This is a genomic window from Allobosea sp. (assembly GCF_017308015.1).
In the GTDB taxonomy this organism is placed as follows: Bacteria; Pseudomonadota; Alphaproteobacteria; order Rhizobiales; family Beijerinckiaceae; genus Allobosea.
Map to the genome: position 1 here is coordinate 355,786 of NZ_JAFKFW010000002.1, position 16,950 is coordinate 372,735.

Genomic DNA, 16,950 nt, shown 5'->3' on the forward strand with positions numbered 1-16,950 from the left:
GATTCGAGGGAGGTTGCCATGCTTGACGTCACGCGCCGTCACGCGCCCTGGGCGTTCGCCGCCATCCTGGCTGCGACCCGCGCCGCGGCCTCCCAGGGCCGGATCGTCTTCCACCGCGGCAATGACGGCGATCCGGAAACGCTCGATCCGCACAAGACCTCGACCGTTGCGGAAGCTCATCTGCTGCGAGACCTGCGCGAAGGCCTCGTCATCCACGACATGAAGGGCGAGGTCGTGCCCGGCGTCGCCGAAAGCTGGACGATGAGCCCGGACGGCAAGACCTGGCGCTTCAAGCTGCGCGGTAACGCGAAATGGTCGAACGGCGACCCGGTCAGGGCCTCGGACTTCGTCTATTCCTTCCGACGGATCATCAATCCGGAAACCGGCGCGAAATACGCCAACCTGCTCTTCCCGATCCGCAATGCCCAGGCGATCCACAAGGCAGCCACCGGCTCCTCGCTGGAGGCTCTCGGCGTCAGCGCCCCGGACGAAGGCACGCTGGAGATCGCGCTGGAACAGCCGACGCCTTATCTCCTGGAGTTACTGACCCACCAGAGCGCACTGCCCGTACACCCAGCCAGCGTGAGCAGGGCAGCGCAGGAGCCGGCAAAACCGGAGAACTGGATCACCAACGGCCCGTATATGCTCAGGGAGCTTGCCCCGAACTCGCATATCCGGCTCGACCGCAACCCGCATTTCCATGCGGCGGCCGATGTGAAGATCGATACCGTAATCTTCTATCCGGCTTCAGACCTCGCGGCGACGGCACGGCGCTTCCAAGCCGGCGAACTGCACCTGACCACGGATATTCCCGCCGACCAGTTCAAGAATCTCAAGGACAAGCTCGGCGATCAGGTCCGGATCGGCCCCTATCTCGCGACCTATTTCCTGATCGTCAACAGCGCCAAACCGCCCTTCGACGACGAGCGCGTCAGGCGGGCGCTCTCACTCCAGATCGACCGGGAATTCATCGCCGACCGGATCTGGGGCGGCACGATGCTGCCGGCCTACGGCGTGATCCCACCCCATATCGGCAATTACGGCGAGCGCGCCGAGCTCGATTTCCGCCATGCCTCGGTGCTGGAACGCGAGGACGAGGCCAAGCGCCTGCTCGCCTCCGCCGGCTTCGGCAGCATGCCGCTTCAGGTCGAATACCGCTTCAACACCACCGACAACAACCGCCATACGGCGGAGGCGATCGCCGAGCAATGGCGCGCGATCGGGGGCGAGACCCGCTTCGTCGAGACCGATTTTCGAACGCATTTCGCCTATCTGCGCGACGGCGGCGATTTCGACGTCGCCCGCTATGGCTGGGTCGGCGACTATTCCGACCCGCAGAACTTCCTGTTCCTGTTCGAGAGCGACAATGCCGGCTTCAACATCGGCCAGTACAGGAACCCGCGTTTCGATGCGCTGATGAAACTCGCTGCCGAGGAACTCGATATTGCGCGGCGCGCCGCGATCCTGCGCGAGGCCGACAGCATCGTCATCCGCGACGAACCCTGGCTTCCGGTGCTGCATTACTCGACCAAGAACCTGGTCTCGCCGAAGCTCGCCGGCTTCGAGCAGAATCTGCGCGGCGCGATACCGACGCGGTTCCTGAGTTTGAAGGCGTAGCTTTTTGGGAAGTTCCTCCTCAGGTCATCCCGGACAAGCGGCGAAGCCGCGCCGATCCGGTATCCATTCCGGAAGCTTCCCCGGGCGCCTTCCGGAAGGGACCGCGGATTTCCCTGCGGCCGCCGGGATGCCCTGCGTTTTCGTTAAATTCCGACGTGTCGACCCGACGCCGGCCCTGCACCAGACGCCGGGCCGTTTCCACGCTGTGAGGCTCGCAACCGCCGCCAAGCTTCGCTAGGAAGGACCGGCCTTTCCTTTCAATCAGCGAGTCCGCATCGATGAGCCGCATCGTCTACGTCAATGGCGCCTATCTTCCCGAGGAAGAGGCCAAGATTTCCGTCTTCGACCGCGGCTTCATCTTTGGCGATGGCATCTACGAGGTTTCGGCGGTGATCGGCGGCAAGCTGGTCGATTGCGAGGCGCATCTCACCCGCCTCGAGCGCTCCTGCGGCGAGATTCGCCTGGCCCTGCCCTGGTCGAAGGCCGAGCTTGTCGCAATCCATGAAGAGCTGATCAGGCGCAACAATCTCGACGAGGGCGGCATTTACCTGCAGGTCTCGCGCGGTGCCTCCGATCGCGACTTCCCCTTCCCGAAGGATGTCCAGCCGACGCTGGTGATGTTCACCCAGGCCCGCAACTTCGTGAACGCGCCGGGCGCCAAAACCGGCATCAAGGTCGTCTCGACGCCGGACCTGCGCTGGGCGCGCCGCGACATCAAGAGCGTCAACCTGCTCGCCCCCGTTCTCGCCAAGCAGTTCGCGCTCGAAAGCGGCGCGCAGGAGGCCTGGCTGGTAGAGGACGGCGTGGTGACGGAGGGCGCCTCCTCCACCGCATGGATCGTCAAGGGCAAGACGCTGATCTCGCGCCCGCTCTCGCACAAGGTGCTGCCGGGCATCACCCGCAAGGCCGTGCTGGCCTATCTCGCGGAATCCGGCTTCAGCTTTGAAGAGCGCGAGTTCACGCTGGAAGAGGCGCTCGATGCCGAGGAGGCCTTCATCACCTCCGCGACCAGCCTCGTCATGCCGGTGACCACGATCGACGGCCACACGATCCATAACGGCGCTCCCGGCCCGACCGCGCTGCGCCTGCGCGAGATCTATATCGACTACGCCCGCAAGGGCGGCGTTCTGGGCTGAAGCATCCCCGTCATTCCGGGCTCGCAGCTTCGCTGCGCCCCGGAATGACGCCGGAATTTACGCCAGCGTGGCGACCCGCTCCCCCATCACATAGGTCGCGGCGACATTGCGCTCGTCGCCAAGCGTAATGAGCACGAAGAGTTCCTCCGCGAGATCACGCACCGTCTCCATGCGGTGCGCCATCGCCGGCGTCGCGGCCGTATCGAGCACCACGACATCCGCCTCGTGGCCGGGCTCGAAGCTGCCGATCAGGTGTTCGAGCCCGAGTGCGACGGCGTTGCCGCGCGTGATCGCATGCAAGGCGTCCAAAGCCGGCAGGCTTTGGCCCTGAAGCTGCAGGACCTTGTAGGCCTCCGCCATCGTCCGAAGCATCGAATAGGACGTGCCGCCGCCGATATCGGTAGCGACCGCGACCTTGACGCCCCGCTGCCTTGCATGGGCCCAATCGAACAGCCCTGAGCCGAGGAAGAGGTTCGAGGTCGGGCAAAACACCGCGACCGCGCCTGTCTCGGCGAAGGCCTGCCACTCGTTGTGGGTCATGTGAATGCAGTGGCCCATCAGGCTCTTCGGGCCAAGCAGGCCGTATCGCCGGTAGATATCGGCATAGTCCGCAGCTTCCGGATAAAGCTCGCGGGCGAAGGCGATCTCAGCTCGGTTCTCGTCGATATGGGTCTGAATGTGACAGTCCGGGTGCTCGGCAGCGAGCTTTCCGGCCGCCGCCAGCTGCTCCGGCGTCGAGGTAATCGCGAAGCGCGGCGTGATCGCATAGAGCTGCCGGCCCCTGCCCTGCCAGCGCGCGATCAGCGCCTTCGTGTCGCGATAGCCGCTCTCGGCCGTGTCGGTCAGCGCTTCCGGCGCATTGCGATCCATCATCACCTTACCGGCGATCATGCGGGTGTTGCGACGCTGCGATTCCGTGAAGAAGGCTTCGGCCGATTGCGGATGAACCGAGCAATAGACCGCCGCCGTGGTCGTGCCATTGGCGAGCAATTCGTCGAGGAAGAAGCGCGAAAGCTTCTCGGCATGGCCCTGATTGGCCAGTTTCTGCTCCTCGACGAAGGTGTATTTGTTGAGCCACTCCATGAGCTGGGCGCCATAGGAGGCGACGACTTGGGTCTGCGGCATATGGATATGGGCGTCGATGAAGCCCGGCATGATCAGATGCGGCCGATGGTCGATGATCTCGGCATCGGCCGGCAGCATCCGCAGCAGCTCCCGCGCCTCTCCCGCCGCCTTGACCAGTCCGTTCTCGATGACGAGCAGCCCGTCTTCGACATGGCGATGCGCAGCCTCGCCAGCGATCTGCGGATCATCGACGAACCAGAGCAGGCGGCCGCGCAGGGCGCGCAAGGCAGTGAGTGCGGTCACGTCGGGCAACTCCGGCACAATTCGACATCACATCTGCACCAAATCGAAGCTTCCGGCCAAGCGCGGATCATGCCTAATCTGGAGGGATGATTTGGCTTTGCGAATGGAGCGGGCAGGATGCGTGACAGCTTGCGCTTCCTGCTCGGCGACAGGCTGGTCGAAATCGACCGCTGCGATCCGACACTTACCGTGCTCGACTGGCTGCGCCTCGACCAGCGCATGACCGGCAGCAAGGAAGGCTGCGCCGAGGGCGACTGCGGCGCCTGCACCGTCGTCGTCGGGCGGCTCGATCGCGGCCGGCTGCGCTACGAGGCGATCAATGCCTGCATCCGCTTCCTGCCGACGCTGGATGGCTGCCAGCTCCTCACCGTCGAGCATCTAAAGGGCGCCGACGGCAGTCTGCATCCGGTACAGCAGGCTATGGTCGAGTGCCACGGCTCGCAATGCGGCTTCTGCACGCCGGGCTTCGTGATGTCGCTATTGGCGCTGAGGCTCAACGAGGCGGAGCCGAACGTGGGCCGTATCGAGGATGCACTGGCCGGAAATCTCTGCCGCTGTACGGGCTACGAGCCGATCATCGCCGCTGGACGACGCATGGACGAGGTTGCACCGCGAGAGGCGGATCGGTTTCTGTCGGAGCGCGAGGCGGTCGCGGCGCGGCTTGAGACACTCGACGATACCGAGACGTTGGCCTTGCAGGGCGATGGCGGCCGTTTCCATGCACCCGCGACTGTCGAAGCGCTTGCCGAGCTTGTCGCGGCACATCCGCAGGCGACGCTGGTGGCCGGCGCAACCGATGTCGGGCTCTGGGTCACCAAGGCGATGAGACGCCTTGATTCCGTGATTTACCTCGGGCGCATCGAGGCTTTGCGCGCCATCATCGACGAAGGCGACCATCTCCGCTTCGGCGCGATGGCGAACAACATCGACGTGCGGGAAGCGCTGGCCGCGCTCTCGCCGCAGCTCGATGAATTGATGCGCCGCTTCGGCGGCGAGCAGGTGCGCAATGCCGGCACGATCGGCGGCAACATCGCCAACGGCTCGCCGATCGGCGACCTGCCGCCGGCCCTGATCGCGCTCGACGCGACGCTGGTGCTGGCACGACACTCCGAGGCAGGGATCGAGCGCCGTTCCATCCCGCTCGAAAGCTTCTTCACCGCATACCGCAAGCAGGACCGGCGCCCCGGCGAGTTCGTCGAGACCGTGCTGGTCCCGAAACTGGCAAAGGGCGCGCTGCTCCACGCCTCCAAGGTCTCCAAGCGCTTCGACGAGGACATCTCGGCCGTCTGCGGCGCGTTCCGGCTGACGCTCGGCAGCGATGGCCGGATCAGCGAAGCCCGTCTCGCCTATGGTGGCATGGCCGGCATCCCGAAGCGAGCGGCGGCGGCAGAAGCGGTGCTCGCCGGCCAACGCTGGAACGAGGCGGCCGTCGCGGCGGCCATAGCCGCCCTGCCTCAAGACTTCACTCCACTCGACGACATGCGCGCCTCGGCGCATTATCGGCTTAAGATCGCCGGAAACCTGCTGCGCCGCTTCCTGATCGAGACCACGCAGACACAGGCGCAAACCCGGGTCGTCGGCCTGCTGGCGGAGACCGCCAATGGCTGACGCGCGTCGCAGGCTCTATATGGGAGTGGAGAGCGGCCCGGTCGGCAGCTCCCGCATCCATGATTCCGCCCCCAAGCATGTCGCGGGCGAGGCACTCTATGTCGACGACGTCGCCGCGCCCGAAGGACTGCTGCACGCCTATCTCGGCACGAGCACGATCGCCCACGGCCGGTTGCTCTCGCTCGATCTCGATGCCGTCCGGCAAGCGCCCGGCGTCATCGCCGTTCTGACGGCGGCGGATATCCCCGGCGTCAACGACATCTCCTCGACACATCTGCATGACGAGCCGGTCTTCGCGACGCAGGCTATCCTGTTCCACGGCCAGCCGCTCTTTGCGGTCGTCGCCGAGACCCGCGAGCTGGCAAGACAGGCCGCGACGCTGGCCAATGCGGAGTATGCCGAGGAGGCGCCGCTGATCGATGTCGCCGCCGCGCGCAGGGCCGGCGGCAAGTTGGTCACCGAGCCGCTCAAACTGGAACGCGGCGATGTCGCGGGGGCACTCGCGGCCAGCCCGCGCCGGCTGAAAGGCGCGATGGCGATCGGCGGGCAGGAGCATTTCTACCTCGAAAGCCAGATCGCGCTCGCCATCCCCGGCGAGGACGAGGACATCGCCGTGCTGGTCTCGACCCAGCATCCGAGCGAGGTCCAGCACATGGTCGCCGTCGTGCTCGGCATCGGCTCGCATGCGGTCACCGTCGAGGTCCGGCGCATGGGCGGCGGTTTCGGCGGCAAGGAAACGCAGGCCAATCTTTTCGCCTGCGTCGCCGCGCTCTGCGCCCGAAAACTGAAGCGGCCGGTCAAGCTCCGGCCCGATCGCGACGACGACATGGCGATCACCGGCAAGCGGCACGATTTCGTCTGCGACTACGAGATCGGCTTCGACGACGAGGGGCGCATCCACGCGGTCGACGCCATCTATGCGGCGCGCTGCGGCTGGAACGCCGATCTGTCGGGGCCGGTGACGGACCGCGCCCTGTTCCACATGGACAATTGCTATTTCTACCCGGCGGTGCGCGCCCGCTCCGAGCCGCTTTTCACCAATACCTGCTCCAACACGGCCTTCCGCGGCTTCGGCGGGCCGCAGGGCATGGTCGGGGCCGAGCGCTTCATCGAAGAGGTCGCCTATGCGACCGGGCTCGACCCACTGGAGGTGCGCCGGCGCAACCTCTATGGCGGCCCCGGCCGCGACGTCACGCCCTATCACCAGACGGTCGAAGACAACATCGCGGCCGATGTCATCGGCGAGCTGGAACGGCGCTGCGATTATCAGACACGCAAGGCCGCGATCCGCGAGGCCAACAGGACGAGCCCGATCGTCAAGCGCGGCATCGCGCTGACGCCGGTGAAGTTCGGCATCTCCTTCACCGCGACCTGGTTCAACCAGGCCGGGGCGCTGGTGCATGTCTATACGGACGGCACGGTCGCGCTGAACCATGGCGGCACCGAGATGGGGCAAGGGCTCTATATCAAGGTGGCGCAGGTGGTGGCGCATGCCTTCGGCATCGGGCTCGATCAGGTCAAGATCACCGCGACGACCACCGGCAAGGTGCCGAACACCTCGGCCACCGCCGCTTCCTCCGGCTCCGATCTCAACGGCATGGCGGCGCTCGACGCCTGCGAGACAATCAAGAAGCGGCTGACGGAATTCGCAAGGAAGCATTGGCAGGTCGAGGCCGGGGATGTCGCCTTCCTGCCCGGCCGCGTGAAGATCGGCGCTCGCGAGATCGCGTTCAAGGAATTGATCGCGGCCGCCTATATTGCGCGCGTCCAGCTCTCGGCAACGGGCTTCTATGCAACGCCGAAAATCCATTGGGACCGCAAGGCCGGGCGCGGCCACCCGTTCTATTATTTCGCCTATGGCGCGGCGGCGGCCGAGGTCGCAATCGACACGCTGACCGGCGAGTACAAGATCGAGCGCGTCGATATCCTGCACGATTGCGGGCAGTCGCTGAACCCGGCGATCGACAAGGGCCAGATCGAGGGCGGCTTCGTGCAGGGCATGGGCTGGCTGACGACCGAAGAGTTGGTCTGGGACAGGAAGGGCCGCCTCTGGACCCATGCGCCCTCGACCTACAAGATCCCGGTCGCCTCGGACCGGCCACGCATCTTCAACGTACACCTGCTCGAAAACGCGCCGAACCGCGAGCCGACGATCCATCGTTCCAAGGCGGTGGGCGAGCCGCCCTTGATGCTGGCGATCTCGGCGCTGCACGCACTTTCGGATGCGGTGGCGAGCGTCGGCGATCATCGCATCTGCCCGCGCCTCGATGCGCCGGCGACGCCGGAGCGCGTGCTGGATGCTGTCGAGCGAGTCCGGGCGGAGGCCGCACGATGACCCTCGCAGCTTTCCTCACCGCCCATCAGCGCAACGGCATCGTTCTCGTCCGCATTGAAGCCGCGGAAGGCTCGACGCCGCGCGAAGCCGGGGCCTGTATGGCTGTGAGCTCGAACGCCATCGCGGGGACCATCGGCGGCGGGCAGCTCGAATTCCATTGCATCGACATCGCCCGGCACATGCTGAGCGACGGCGCCGATGAGCGGTTGCTCGACATTCCGCTCGGTCCGCAGATGGGGCAGTGCTGCGGCGGGCGGGTGCGCGTGTCGCTGCGCCATGCCGGGGCAGCCGAGATCACTCTGTTCAGCACCCGCGAGAAGGCGGAGGCCGCGGCGCGGCCGCCGGTGCTGATCTTCGGCGCCGGGCATACTGGCCGGGCTCTTGCGAAAGTAATGGCGCTCTTGCCCGTATCCGTTTCGCTGATCGACGATCGCGACGACGTCATGAGCGGACTTCCAGCCGCCGTCACCTGCATCCGCAGGGCCGATCCTGTCGATGCGATCGCAAGCGCACCGGGCAAAGCGGCCTTCGTGGTGCTCTCGCACAGTCACGCGCTCGACTACCGGCTGACCGAGGCGGCACTGGCGCGCGGCGATGCCGCTTATGTCGGCATGATCGGCTCTGCGACCAAGCGCGCCCGTTTCGAGGCAAGTTTCCTGCGCAGCGGCGGGCGGCGCGAGGTGCTGGCGCGCCTGACCTGCCCGATCGGCGGTTCGGATGTGGACGACAAGCGCCCGGAGGTGATCGCGGCCTTGACGGCAGCCGAGCTGGTGCGTTGCTTGCTTGGCCGCCGGGAACCGGCGCGAAGGAGAAAAGCGAGACATGAATCAGCCGCGTGAGCAGGAGGTGCCGCCGCGGCTGGCGCTCGCCCATATTTCGAAGAGCTTTCCAGGCGTCAAAGCCAATGAGGACGTCAGCCTGAGCGTCAGGCCCGGCGAAATTCACGCCCTGCTCGGCGAGAACGGCGCGGGCAAATCGACACTGGTCAAGATCATCTACGGCGTCCAGCAGGCCGACGAGGGCACCATCTCCTGGAACGGCTCGCCCGTGTCGATCCCCTCGCCCAAGGCCGCGCGCAAGCTCGGCATCGGCATGGTCTTCCAGCATTTCTCGCTGTTCGACGCGATGACGGTGATCGAGAACATCGCGCTTGGACTCGACGAAGCGGTCGATCGCGAGGAGCTCAAACAACGCGTCGCGACGATCCTGCAATCCTATTCTCTGCCGCTCGACCCCGAACGCGAGGTGCATACGCTCTCGGTCGGCGAGCGCCAGCGCATCGAGATCGTGCGCTGCCTGCTACAGAAGCCGAAGCTGCTGATCATGGACGAGCCGACCTCGGTGCTGACGCCGCAGGAGGTCGAGCGCCTGTTCGCGACGCTCCGGCAGATCGCGGCGGAAGGCTGCTCAATCCTCTACATCTCGCACAAGCTGCACGAGATCAAAGCGCTCTGCGACAGTGCCACCATCCTGCGCGGCGGGCGCGTCGTTGCGAGCTGCGACCCCAAGGTCGAGACGACCAGGCGCATGGCCGAGCTGATGATCGGTGCGGAGCTGCGCAAGATCGAGCACGGCAAGGCGGCCGGCAGCGGCGCGGTCCGGCTGGAGGTCAAAGGCCTTTCACTCCCCGGTGAGCCGCCCTTCGGCACCGATCTGGAGAGCGTTTCCTTCGAGGCGCGCGCCGGCGAGATCCTCGGCATCGCCGGTGTCGCCGGCAACGGACAGGCCGAACTCCTGACCGCTCTCTCGGGCGAACAGCTCGCGGGTGATGCCCTGGCGATCAAGCTCGACGGCGAAGCGATCGGGCTGGAAGGCGCAGGCGCGCGCCGCGCCCTCGGCCTCGCCTGCGTACCCGAGGAGCGCAACGGCCATGCCGCCGTGCCGGATTTCTCGCTCGCCGACAACGGCGTCCTGACCGCGCGCCACCGACTGCCATTGGCGCCGCATGGCTTCATCAGCCGAGGCAACGTGAAGCGTTTCGCCGACAACGTCATCAAGCTCTTCGACGTCCGCACCACCGGGAATGCCGCACTCGCCAGCTCGCTTTCGGGCGGCAATTTGCAGAAATTCATCATGGGCCGCGAGATTGGCCAGCAGCCGGCCGTTCTTGTCGTCTCGCAGCCGACCTGGGGGGTCGATGCCGGCGCCGCCGCCGCGATCCGGCAGGAACTGGTCGATCTCGCAGCCAAGGGCTCGGCCGTGGTCGTGATCTCGCAGGACCTCGATGAACTGCTCGAGCTCGCCGACCGGCTCTGCGTCATCAACGAGGGGCGGCTCTCGGCGCCGCGCCCCGTCGCCAGCCTCGGCATCGACGAGATCGGCCTGATGATGGGCGGCGTCCACGGCGCGGAGACGGCACATGCTTGAATGGCGCCGCCGCCGCGAGCCGAGCACGCTGATGCTGCTTGCAAGCCCGCTGATCGCGATCGGGCTCACCATGGTGATCGGCATGATCGTCTTCACCGCCATGGGCTATGACGGTTTCCATGCCGTCGAGAGCATCTTCCTGACGCCCTTTCTCGAGCCGCAGCGCTGGGGTGATATCGGGGTCAAGGGCGCGCCGCTGGTGATGATCGCGCTCGGGCTGGCCATCGGCTTCCGGGCCAATGTCTGGAATATCGGCGCCGAGGGACAGTACGTCATGGGCGCCATCGCCGGGACCGGCGTCGCCCTGCTAACCTATGACATGACGGGATGGTGGATCCTGCCCGCCATGGTGCTGGCCGGCATCCTCGGCGGCATGGCCTGGGCAGCGATCCCCGCCCTCCTGCGCGTCAAATTGCAGGTCAGCGAAATCCTGACCAGCCTGATGCTGACCTATGTCGCGGTACAGTTCCTGTATTTTCTGGTGCGCGGCCCCTGGAAGGATCCCGGAGGCTTCAACTTCCCGCAGACGCGGATGTTCACCGCCGACCAGACCCTGCCGACCGTACTGGAAGGCTCGCTCGTCCATCTCGGCATCCCCGCCGCGCTTGTGCTCGCGGTGATCGCCTGGCTGCTGATGGAGAAGACCACCGCCGGCTATGCGATCAAGGTCGTCGGCCTCGCGCCGGCTGCCGCGCGCCATGGCGGCTTCAGCGCCGCGCGTACGACCTGGGCCACGATGCTGATCAGCGGCGCGCTCGCCGGGCTTGCCGGCCTGTTCGAAGCGGCCGGTCCGTTCGGCCAGCTCACGCCGCAATTCCCGGTCGGCTACGGCTTCACCGCGATCATCGTCGCCTTCCTGGGCCGGCTCAATCCGCTCGGCATCGTCTTCGGCGGCATCGTGCTGGCCGGGACCTATGTCGGCGGCGAGATCGCTCAGTCGACGGTCCGGCTGCCGCAGGCCGCAACCGGCCTGTTCCAGGCGACGCTGCTGTTCATGCTGCTCGCCACCGACGTGCTGGTGCGCTGGCGCATCGCCCTCAAGCGGAGGGTGGCATGACCTCCGCCATGCTTGTCTCCATCCTGATGACCTTGATCGCGGCTTCGACACCGTTGCTGCTGGCCTCTCTGGGCGAGCTCGTCGCGGAGAAGTCGGGCGTGCTCAATCTCGGTGTCGAGGGCATGATGCTGTGCGGCGCGGTTGCAGGCTTCGCCGTGGCGTTCTCGACCGGCAGCACCGGCATCGGCCTTATCGCGGCGATCATTGCCGGAGTCGCTGCCTCGATGATCTTCGCCGTGCTCGCGCTCTCGCTGATGGCCAATCAGGTCGCGACGGGGCTCGCGCTGACGATCTTCGGCATCGGCGCCTCCTCGCTGATCGGCGCGGGCTTCGTCGGGCGCACCATCACGCGGCTCCAGCCGGTGTTTCCGGCGATGCTGTCCGAGCACCCGCTTCTTCGGGTTATCTTCGGCCACGACATCCTCGTCTATCTCTCGTTCGCGCTCGTCGCTGCCGTCGGCTGGTTCCTGCGCCGGACGCGACCGGGGCTGATTCTGCGCGCCGTGGGCGAAAACGACGCTTCCGCCCATGCCATCGGCTATCCGGTGATCGCCATTCGCTATGCGGCGGTCGCCTTCGGCGGCGCGCTGGCGGGGCTCGGCGGCGCCTATTTCTCGCTGGCGCTGACGCCGATGTGGGCCGATCGGCTGACGGCCGGACGCGGCTGGATCGCGCTCGCGCTCGTCGTGTTCTCGGCCTGGAAGCCGGGGCGCCTGCTGCTCGGAGCCTATCTGTTCGGCGCCGTGATGACGCTCGAATTGCAGTTGAAGGCAGCCGGTGTCACCTGGTTTGCGCCGGAGGTGCTGGCGATGGCCCCCTACCTTGCGACCATTGCAGTTCTGACCATGATGTCGCTAGGACGGAAGACCGGCCGGCTCGACGCGCCCGCCTGCCTCGGCAAACCCTTCTCGGCGTCCTGACGCCGCAACCCACAACGGGGAGTTTTCGGACATGACCAGCATCATCACCCGCCGCAGGCTGACCTTCGGCGCGGCCGCCGCCTCCACCCTGCCGATCCTCGGCCGGAGCGCCTCGGCGCAGGCGCCGCTCGGTGTCGGCTTCGTCTATGTCGGCCCGATCGGCGATCATGGCTATACTTGGACGCATGACCAGGGCCGGCTCGCGCTGGAGAAGGAGTACGGCGCCAAGATCAAGACCAGCTTCATCGAGAACGTCGCCGAGGGGCCGGACGCGGCGCGCGCCATCCGCCAGCTCGCCCAGGCCGGCAACCAGCTGATCTTCACAACCTCGTTCGGCTTCATGAACCCGACGATCCAGGTCGCCAAGCAGTTCCCGAAGATCAAGTTCGAGCACGCCACCGGCTATATGCGCGCCGAAAACGTCGCGACCTACGACGCCCGTTTCTACGAGGGCCGCGCCGTAATCGGCACCATTGCCGGCCATATGTCGAAGACGGGCCAGGCTGGCTATGTCGCCTCCTTCCCGATCCCGGAAGTGGTGATGGGCATCAACGCCTTCCATCTCGCAGCCCGCAAGGTGAACCCGAACTTCAAGACCAAGGTCGTCTGGTGCTCGACCTGGTACGATCCGGCCAAGGAGGCCGATGCCGCCAAGGCGCTGATCGACCAGGGGGCCGACATGATCACCCAGCACACTGATTCTGCCGCCCCGCTCCAGGCAGCCGAGCAGCGCGGCGTGTTCGCCTTCGGGCAGGCCTCCGACATGAAGTCCTTCGCGCCCAAGGCCCATCTCAGCGCCATCGTCGACGACTGGTCGGGCTACTACATCAAGCGCGTGAAGGAAGTGATGGACGGCAACTGGAAGAGCGGCGCCGTCTGGGGCGGCATCAAGGACGGCTTCGTCAAGCTCGCGCCCTATAACGACGCTGTCACGCCCGCGGCCCGTGCGGCAGCCGACGAAGTCACCAAAGGCATCGTCGCCGGCACGCTCCATCCGTTCACCGGTGAGCTCAAGGATCAGAAGGGCGAAATCCGCCTCAAGGCCGGCGAGACGGCGAGCGATGAGATGCTCTCGAAGATGGACTGGTATGTCGACGGCATCCAGGCCTGAGCTTGATATCTTCGCTGCGGCGCCCGGTGACGCCGCAGCGATTCGCCGGCTCCGGCGCCTGACGATCGGCAAGTTCGACCTCAAAAGCTTGTTCCAGCTCTAAAATGGGCCTGTTGCAGGCCTAAAACCGATGGAACGAAGCCGTTTCCTGTGCGTATCTACCGCCGCGGGCATCGTCTTTCCGCGACAACCGTGGCAACTGCGTGAGTTGCGCGCCGCGAATGGCATCCATGTGTCGCGGTCGCGCGTGTCGGAAACGAGCATGAATGCCCGTCTTCCGACACGCGACGCCTGAACCACCTTTCTCAAGGAGGAATTCATGACCAAGAACGAACTGATCGCCGCCATCGCCGAAGAGACCGGCAAGACTAAGGCCGACGTCTCGGCCATCCTGGCCTCACTCGGCGCGACGGTCGCCAAGACCCTGAAGAAGGGCGACGACGTCACCCTCGGCGGCATCGGCAAGCTCTCCGCCGCCAAGCGCGAGGCTCGCGAAGCCCGCAATCCCTCGACCGGCGCGACCATCAAGGTTCCGGCCAAGACCGTCGTGAAGTTCAAGGTCACCAAGGACCTCGCCGACGCGGTGGCGTAAGGCCATCATCGGGCTCAGGCAGCGTTTGCGCATGAAACGCGGACGCTGCTTGACCCGGCGCCCCATGCCCTCACATTAGCGGCATGTTCCTTCGCCTCTTCACCGATCTGCGCGCCGCCAAGGTCCCCGTAACCCTGCGCGAATACCTGACGCTGCTCGAAGGGGTAGAGGCCGATCTCGCCGAACACCGGGTCGACGAGTTCTATTATCTCGCCCGCGCCACGCTGGTGAAGGACGAGCGCCATCTCGACAAGTTCGATCGCGTCTTCGCCCAGGTGTTCAAGGGCATGGAGACGCTGCAACAAGCGATCGAGGAAGCCGGCATTCCCGAGGAATGGCTGCGCAGGCTCGCCGAGAAATTCCTGACCGACGAGGAAAAGGCCCAGATCGATGCGATGGGCTGGGAGAAGCTCTGGGAAACTCTGAAGCAGCGGCTCGACGAGCAGAAGGGCCGTCACCAGGGCGGCAGCAAATGGATCGGTACGGCCGGTACCTCGCCCTATGGCGCTTACGGCTACAATCCCGAAGGCATCCGCATCGGCCAGGACAAGAACCGCAATTTCCGGGCGGTGAAGGTCTGGGACAAGCGCGAGTTCAAGGATTTCGACGACACCCGCGAGCTCGGCGTTCGCAACATGCGGATCGCGCTCCGGCGCCTACGCCGCTTCGCCCGCACCGGCGCGGCCGAGGAGCTCGATCTCGACAACACCATTTCCGAGACCGCCCGCCACGGCTATCTCGACGTCAAGCTCCGCCCCGAGCGTCGCAATGCCGTGAAGGTGCTGCTCTTCCTCGATGTCGGCGGCTCAATGGACTGGCATATCGAGCTGGCCGAGGAGTTGTTCTCGGCGGCACGGGCAGAGTTCAAGCATTTCGAGCATTTCTACTTCCATAACTGCCCCTATGAGCGGGTCTGGAAGGAGAACCGGCGGCGTCACGATCAGCAGATCGCGACCTGGGACGTGCTCAGGACCTATCCGTCCGACTATCGCCTCGTCTTCGTGGGCGATGCCTCGATGAGCCCCTACGAGATCGCGATGCCCGGTGGCTCGGTCGAGCACTGGAACGAGGAGGCCGGCGAGGTCTGGATGGAGCGTCTGGCCACGAAATTCCCGAAATCGGTCTGGCTTAATCCGGTCCAGCAGAATCTCTGGAACTACACCCAGTCGATCCGCCAGATCGGCGGCCTGATGGGTGGACGCATGTTCCCGCTGACACTCGACGGGCTCGACGGCGCGATGAAGGTTCTGGCGCGGTGACGACGATCGTGGACGATGACGACGCCCCTGCCCCGAGCTGGCGTCAACGCCCCAAGCCGGTCGGCTACGAGATCGGCTACAAGCTCGACGGTGATACCCTCGAGGTCGACCGGACGCGGCGTGTCGACAGCATCCGCCTGAGCGCCGTCGAGCAGGTGCGCTTCGTCTATGCGCCCGGCAATATCTCATCGAAAGGCTACAAGACGCAGCTCCGGCTCAGCGACGGCCGGACCGTGACCTTCGGCAACCTGTCATGGCGTTCGCTCACCGATCTCGACCGCGACGATCCGCGCTATCATCGCTTCGTCACGGCTCTATCGGCCGCGATCGCGCGGGCCAATCCGCGCGCCCGCTTCGTCGCGGGGCGGCCGAAGCCGATATGGCTGGGCGTCGCCGTCGTCGGCGCGCTCTCGCTCCTGATGCTGGCGGCCTTCACCTTGCGCGCCTTCCAGCAGGGCGCGACCAATGCCGGCCTGCTCGGCATCCTGCTGATCGCCGCCTCATTCTGGCAGGTCTGGCCGCTCGTCCACCTCAACCGGCCGCGCGAACTCGCGACCGGAGAGGTGCCTGAAAGCCTCGTTCCGGGCGGGACGGGCTAAGGCTCAGCGGACGACCAGCACCGAGCATTTTGCCCGGCGCACGATGGCCGAGGCGTTGGAGCCGATGACATAGGCGAGCATGCCGGGCTCATGCGAGCCGATGACGATGAGGTCGATGCCGCCTGCATCGGCCTCGGCCAGGACTTCGCCATGGACGGAACCGATCAGCACCTTGGCAGAGACCTGCTCAGCCGGGAGATCGACCTTCGCCGCGATCTCGGCCAGCTTCGCCTCGGCGTCTTCTTGCTGCTCGGAATCGAAATCGGCCGGCACGAATTCCATATACGTGACCGGGATCAACGAGCGGACATAGACCAGCCGCACCTTTCCGCCGGAGATCTTGGCGAATGATACGGCGGCCGCGATCGCCGGCTGGGCGAGATCGGCTTCGGCGAGATCCACGGGGACCATGATCGATCTGTACATCGCATCCTCCAAGGCTGGTTTCGAAACCATCATGGAGTTTGCCAGTACCGGCGCCATGATCCAGCGCAAAATGCAGGATGCGGCGCAGCGCCGCGCGCCGGGTGCCCGACCAAGCCGTCATTGCGAGCGCAACGAAGCAATGACCGGAAAGCTTCCGGAAAAGCTTCAGCCCTGACGCTCGGGCGTACGAACGGTCAGCCCGTCGAGATCGTCGCGGATGCGGATCTGACAGGAAAGGCGCGAACCCGGACGAACGTCGAAAGCGAAGTCGAGCATGTCCTCCTCCATCGGCTCGGCATGCCCGACGGCGGCGATCCAGGCGTCGTCGACATAGACATGACAGGTGGCGCAGGCGCAGGCACCGCCGCATTCCGCCTCGATGCCGGGAATCGCGTTTCGGATTGCCGTCTCCATCACGGTGGAGCCGGTTTCGGCCTCGACGGTGCGGCTCTCGCCCTGAGCGTCGATGAAAGTGATGTTCGGCATGAAGGACTCCGGCGGCGCGATGACGGCCTCCGCTTAGAGCATTTCAAAGCGGCACGGAACGGGGTTTCA

Annotated in this window: 16 protein-coding genes; 13 read left to right on the plus strand and 3 right to left on the minus strand. The window is 65.7% G+C overall.

Going from position 1 to position 16,950, the window contains the following annotated elements; all coding sequences use genetic code 11:
• Positions 1-18: 18 nt before the first annotated feature.
• Positions 19-1,617: a peptide ABC transporter substrate-binding protein gene (locus J0I42_RS01745; RefSeq protein WP_291652169.1), complete on the plus strand. Its 1,599-nt coding sequence runs from the start codon at positions 19-21 to the stop codon at positions 1,615-1,617.
• 278 nt (positions 1,618-1,895) lie between these two features.
• A complete protein-coding gene (locus J0I42_RS01750; RefSeq protein ID WP_291652171.1) occupies positions 1,896-2,753 on the plus strand; it encodes a D-amino-acid transaminase in 858 nt (285 codons plus the stop codon).
• A 57-nt stretch (positions 2,754-2,810) separates the two neighbouring features.
• Here the strand turns inward: J0I42_RS01750 and guaD are convergent, their stop codons facing one another.
• Complete coding sequence (gene guaD, locus J0I42_RS01755) at positions 2,811-4,121, minus strand: guanine deaminase (protein WP_291652172.1); 1,311 nt, start codon at positions 4,119-4,121, stop codon at positions 2,811-2,813.
• Positions 4,122-4,238: 117 nt separating this feature from the next.
• Between guaD and xdhA the strand changes: the two genes are divergently transcribed.
• From xdhA to J0I42_RS01805, 10 genes are all read left to right on the plus strand, one after another.
• Positions 4,239-5,729, plus strand: coding sequence for a xanthine dehydrogenase small subunit (xdhA, locus tag J0I42_RS01760; RefSeq protein WP_291652174.1), 1,491 nt, complete (start codon positions 4,239-4,241; stop codon positions 5,727-5,729).
• On the plus strand, positions 5,722-8,064 hold the full coding sequence (gene xdhB, locus J0I42_RS01765; protein WP_291652177.1) for a xanthine dehydrogenase molybdopterin binding subunit: 2,343 nt from the start codon (positions 5,722-5,724) through the stop codon (positions 8,062-8,064). Before xdhA ends, xdhB begins: the two co-directional genes overlap by 8 nt.
• Complete coding sequence (xdhC, locus tag J0I42_RS01770) at positions 8,061-8,903, plus strand: xanthine dehydrogenase accessory protein XdhC (protein WP_291652179.1); 843 nt, start codon at positions 8,061-8,063, stop codon at positions 8,901-8,903. Before xdhB ends, xdhC begins: the two co-directional genes overlap by 4 nt.
• Positions 8,887-10,431, plus strand: a complete 1,545-nt coding sequence (locus tag J0I42_RS01775) for an ABC transporter ATP-binding protein (protein ID WP_291652182.1) — start codon at positions 8,887-8,889, stop codon at positions 10,429-10,431. Before xdhC ends, J0I42_RS01775 begins: the two co-directional genes overlap by 17 nt.
• Complete coding sequence (locus tag J0I42_RS01780) at positions 10,424-11,488, plus strand: ABC transporter permease (protein ID WP_291652185.1); 1,065 nt, start codon at positions 10,424-10,426, stop codon at positions 11,486-11,488. The genes J0I42_RS01775 and J0I42_RS01780 overlap by 8 nt, the downstream gene beginning before the upstream one ends.
• The gene (locus tag J0I42_RS01785; RefSeq protein WP_291652188.1) at positions 11,485-12,408 is read left to right on the plus strand and encodes an ABC transporter permease; all 924 of its coding nucleotides are present in this window, start codon (positions 11,485-11,487) and stop codon (positions 12,406-12,408) included. The genes J0I42_RS01780 and J0I42_RS01785 overlap by 4 nt, the downstream gene beginning before the upstream one ends.
• A gap of 31 nt (positions 12,409-12,439) precedes the next feature.
• Positions 12,440-13,519, plus strand: coding sequence for a BMP family ABC transporter substrate-binding protein (locus J0I42_RS01790; protein WP_291652190.1), 1,080 nt, complete (start codon positions 12,440-12,442; stop codon positions 13,517-13,519).
• A gap of 319 nt (positions 13,520-13,838) precedes the next feature.
• Complete coding sequence (locus tag J0I42_RS01795; RefSeq protein ID WP_047582325.1) at positions 13,839-14,111, plus strand: HU family DNA-binding protein; 273 nt, start codon at positions 13,839-13,841, stop codon at positions 14,109-14,111.
• An 83-nt stretch (positions 14,112-14,194) separates the two neighbouring features.
• Positions 14,195-15,370 carry a vWA domain-containing protein gene (locus tag J0I42_RS01800; protein ID WP_291652194.1) on the plus strand — a complete coding sequence of 392 codons (1,176 nt, stop codon included), beginning with the start codon at positions 14,195-14,197 and terminating at the stop codon, positions 15,368-15,370.
• A complete protein-coding gene (locus J0I42_RS01805; protein WP_291652197.1) occupies positions 15,367-15,969 on the plus strand; it encodes a hypothetical protein in 603 nt (200 codons plus the stop codon). Before J0I42_RS01800 ends, J0I42_RS01805 begins: the two co-directional genes overlap by 4 nt.
• A 3-nt stretch (positions 15,970-15,972) precedes the next feature.
• On the opposite strand, the gene J0I42_RS01810 is transcribed toward J0I42_RS01805, so the two are convergent.
• Positions 15,973-16,395: a universal stress protein gene (locus J0I42_RS01810; RefSeq protein WP_291652199.1), complete on the minus strand. Its 423-nt coding sequence runs from the start codon at positions 16,393-16,395 to the stop codon at positions 15,973-15,975.
• On the opposite strand from J0I42_RS01810, the gene J0I42_RS01815 reads away from it, so the two are divergent.
• A complete protein-coding gene (locus tag J0I42_RS01815) occupies positions 16,379-16,570 on the plus strand; it encodes a hypothetical protein (protein ID WP_291652201.1) in 192 nt (63 codons plus the stop codon). The genes J0I42_RS01810 and J0I42_RS01815 overlap by 17 nt on opposite strands.
• On the opposite strand, the gene J0I42_RS01820 is transcribed toward J0I42_RS01815, so the two are convergent.
• Complete coding sequence (locus J0I42_RS01820; RefSeq protein WP_291652203.1) at positions 16,561-16,881, minus strand: 2Fe-2S iron-sulfur cluster-binding protein; 321 nt, start codon at positions 16,879-16,881, stop codon at positions 16,561-16,563. The genes J0I42_RS01815 and J0I42_RS01820 overlap by 10 nt on opposite strands.
• Positions 16,882-16,950: the final 69 nt, after the last annotated feature.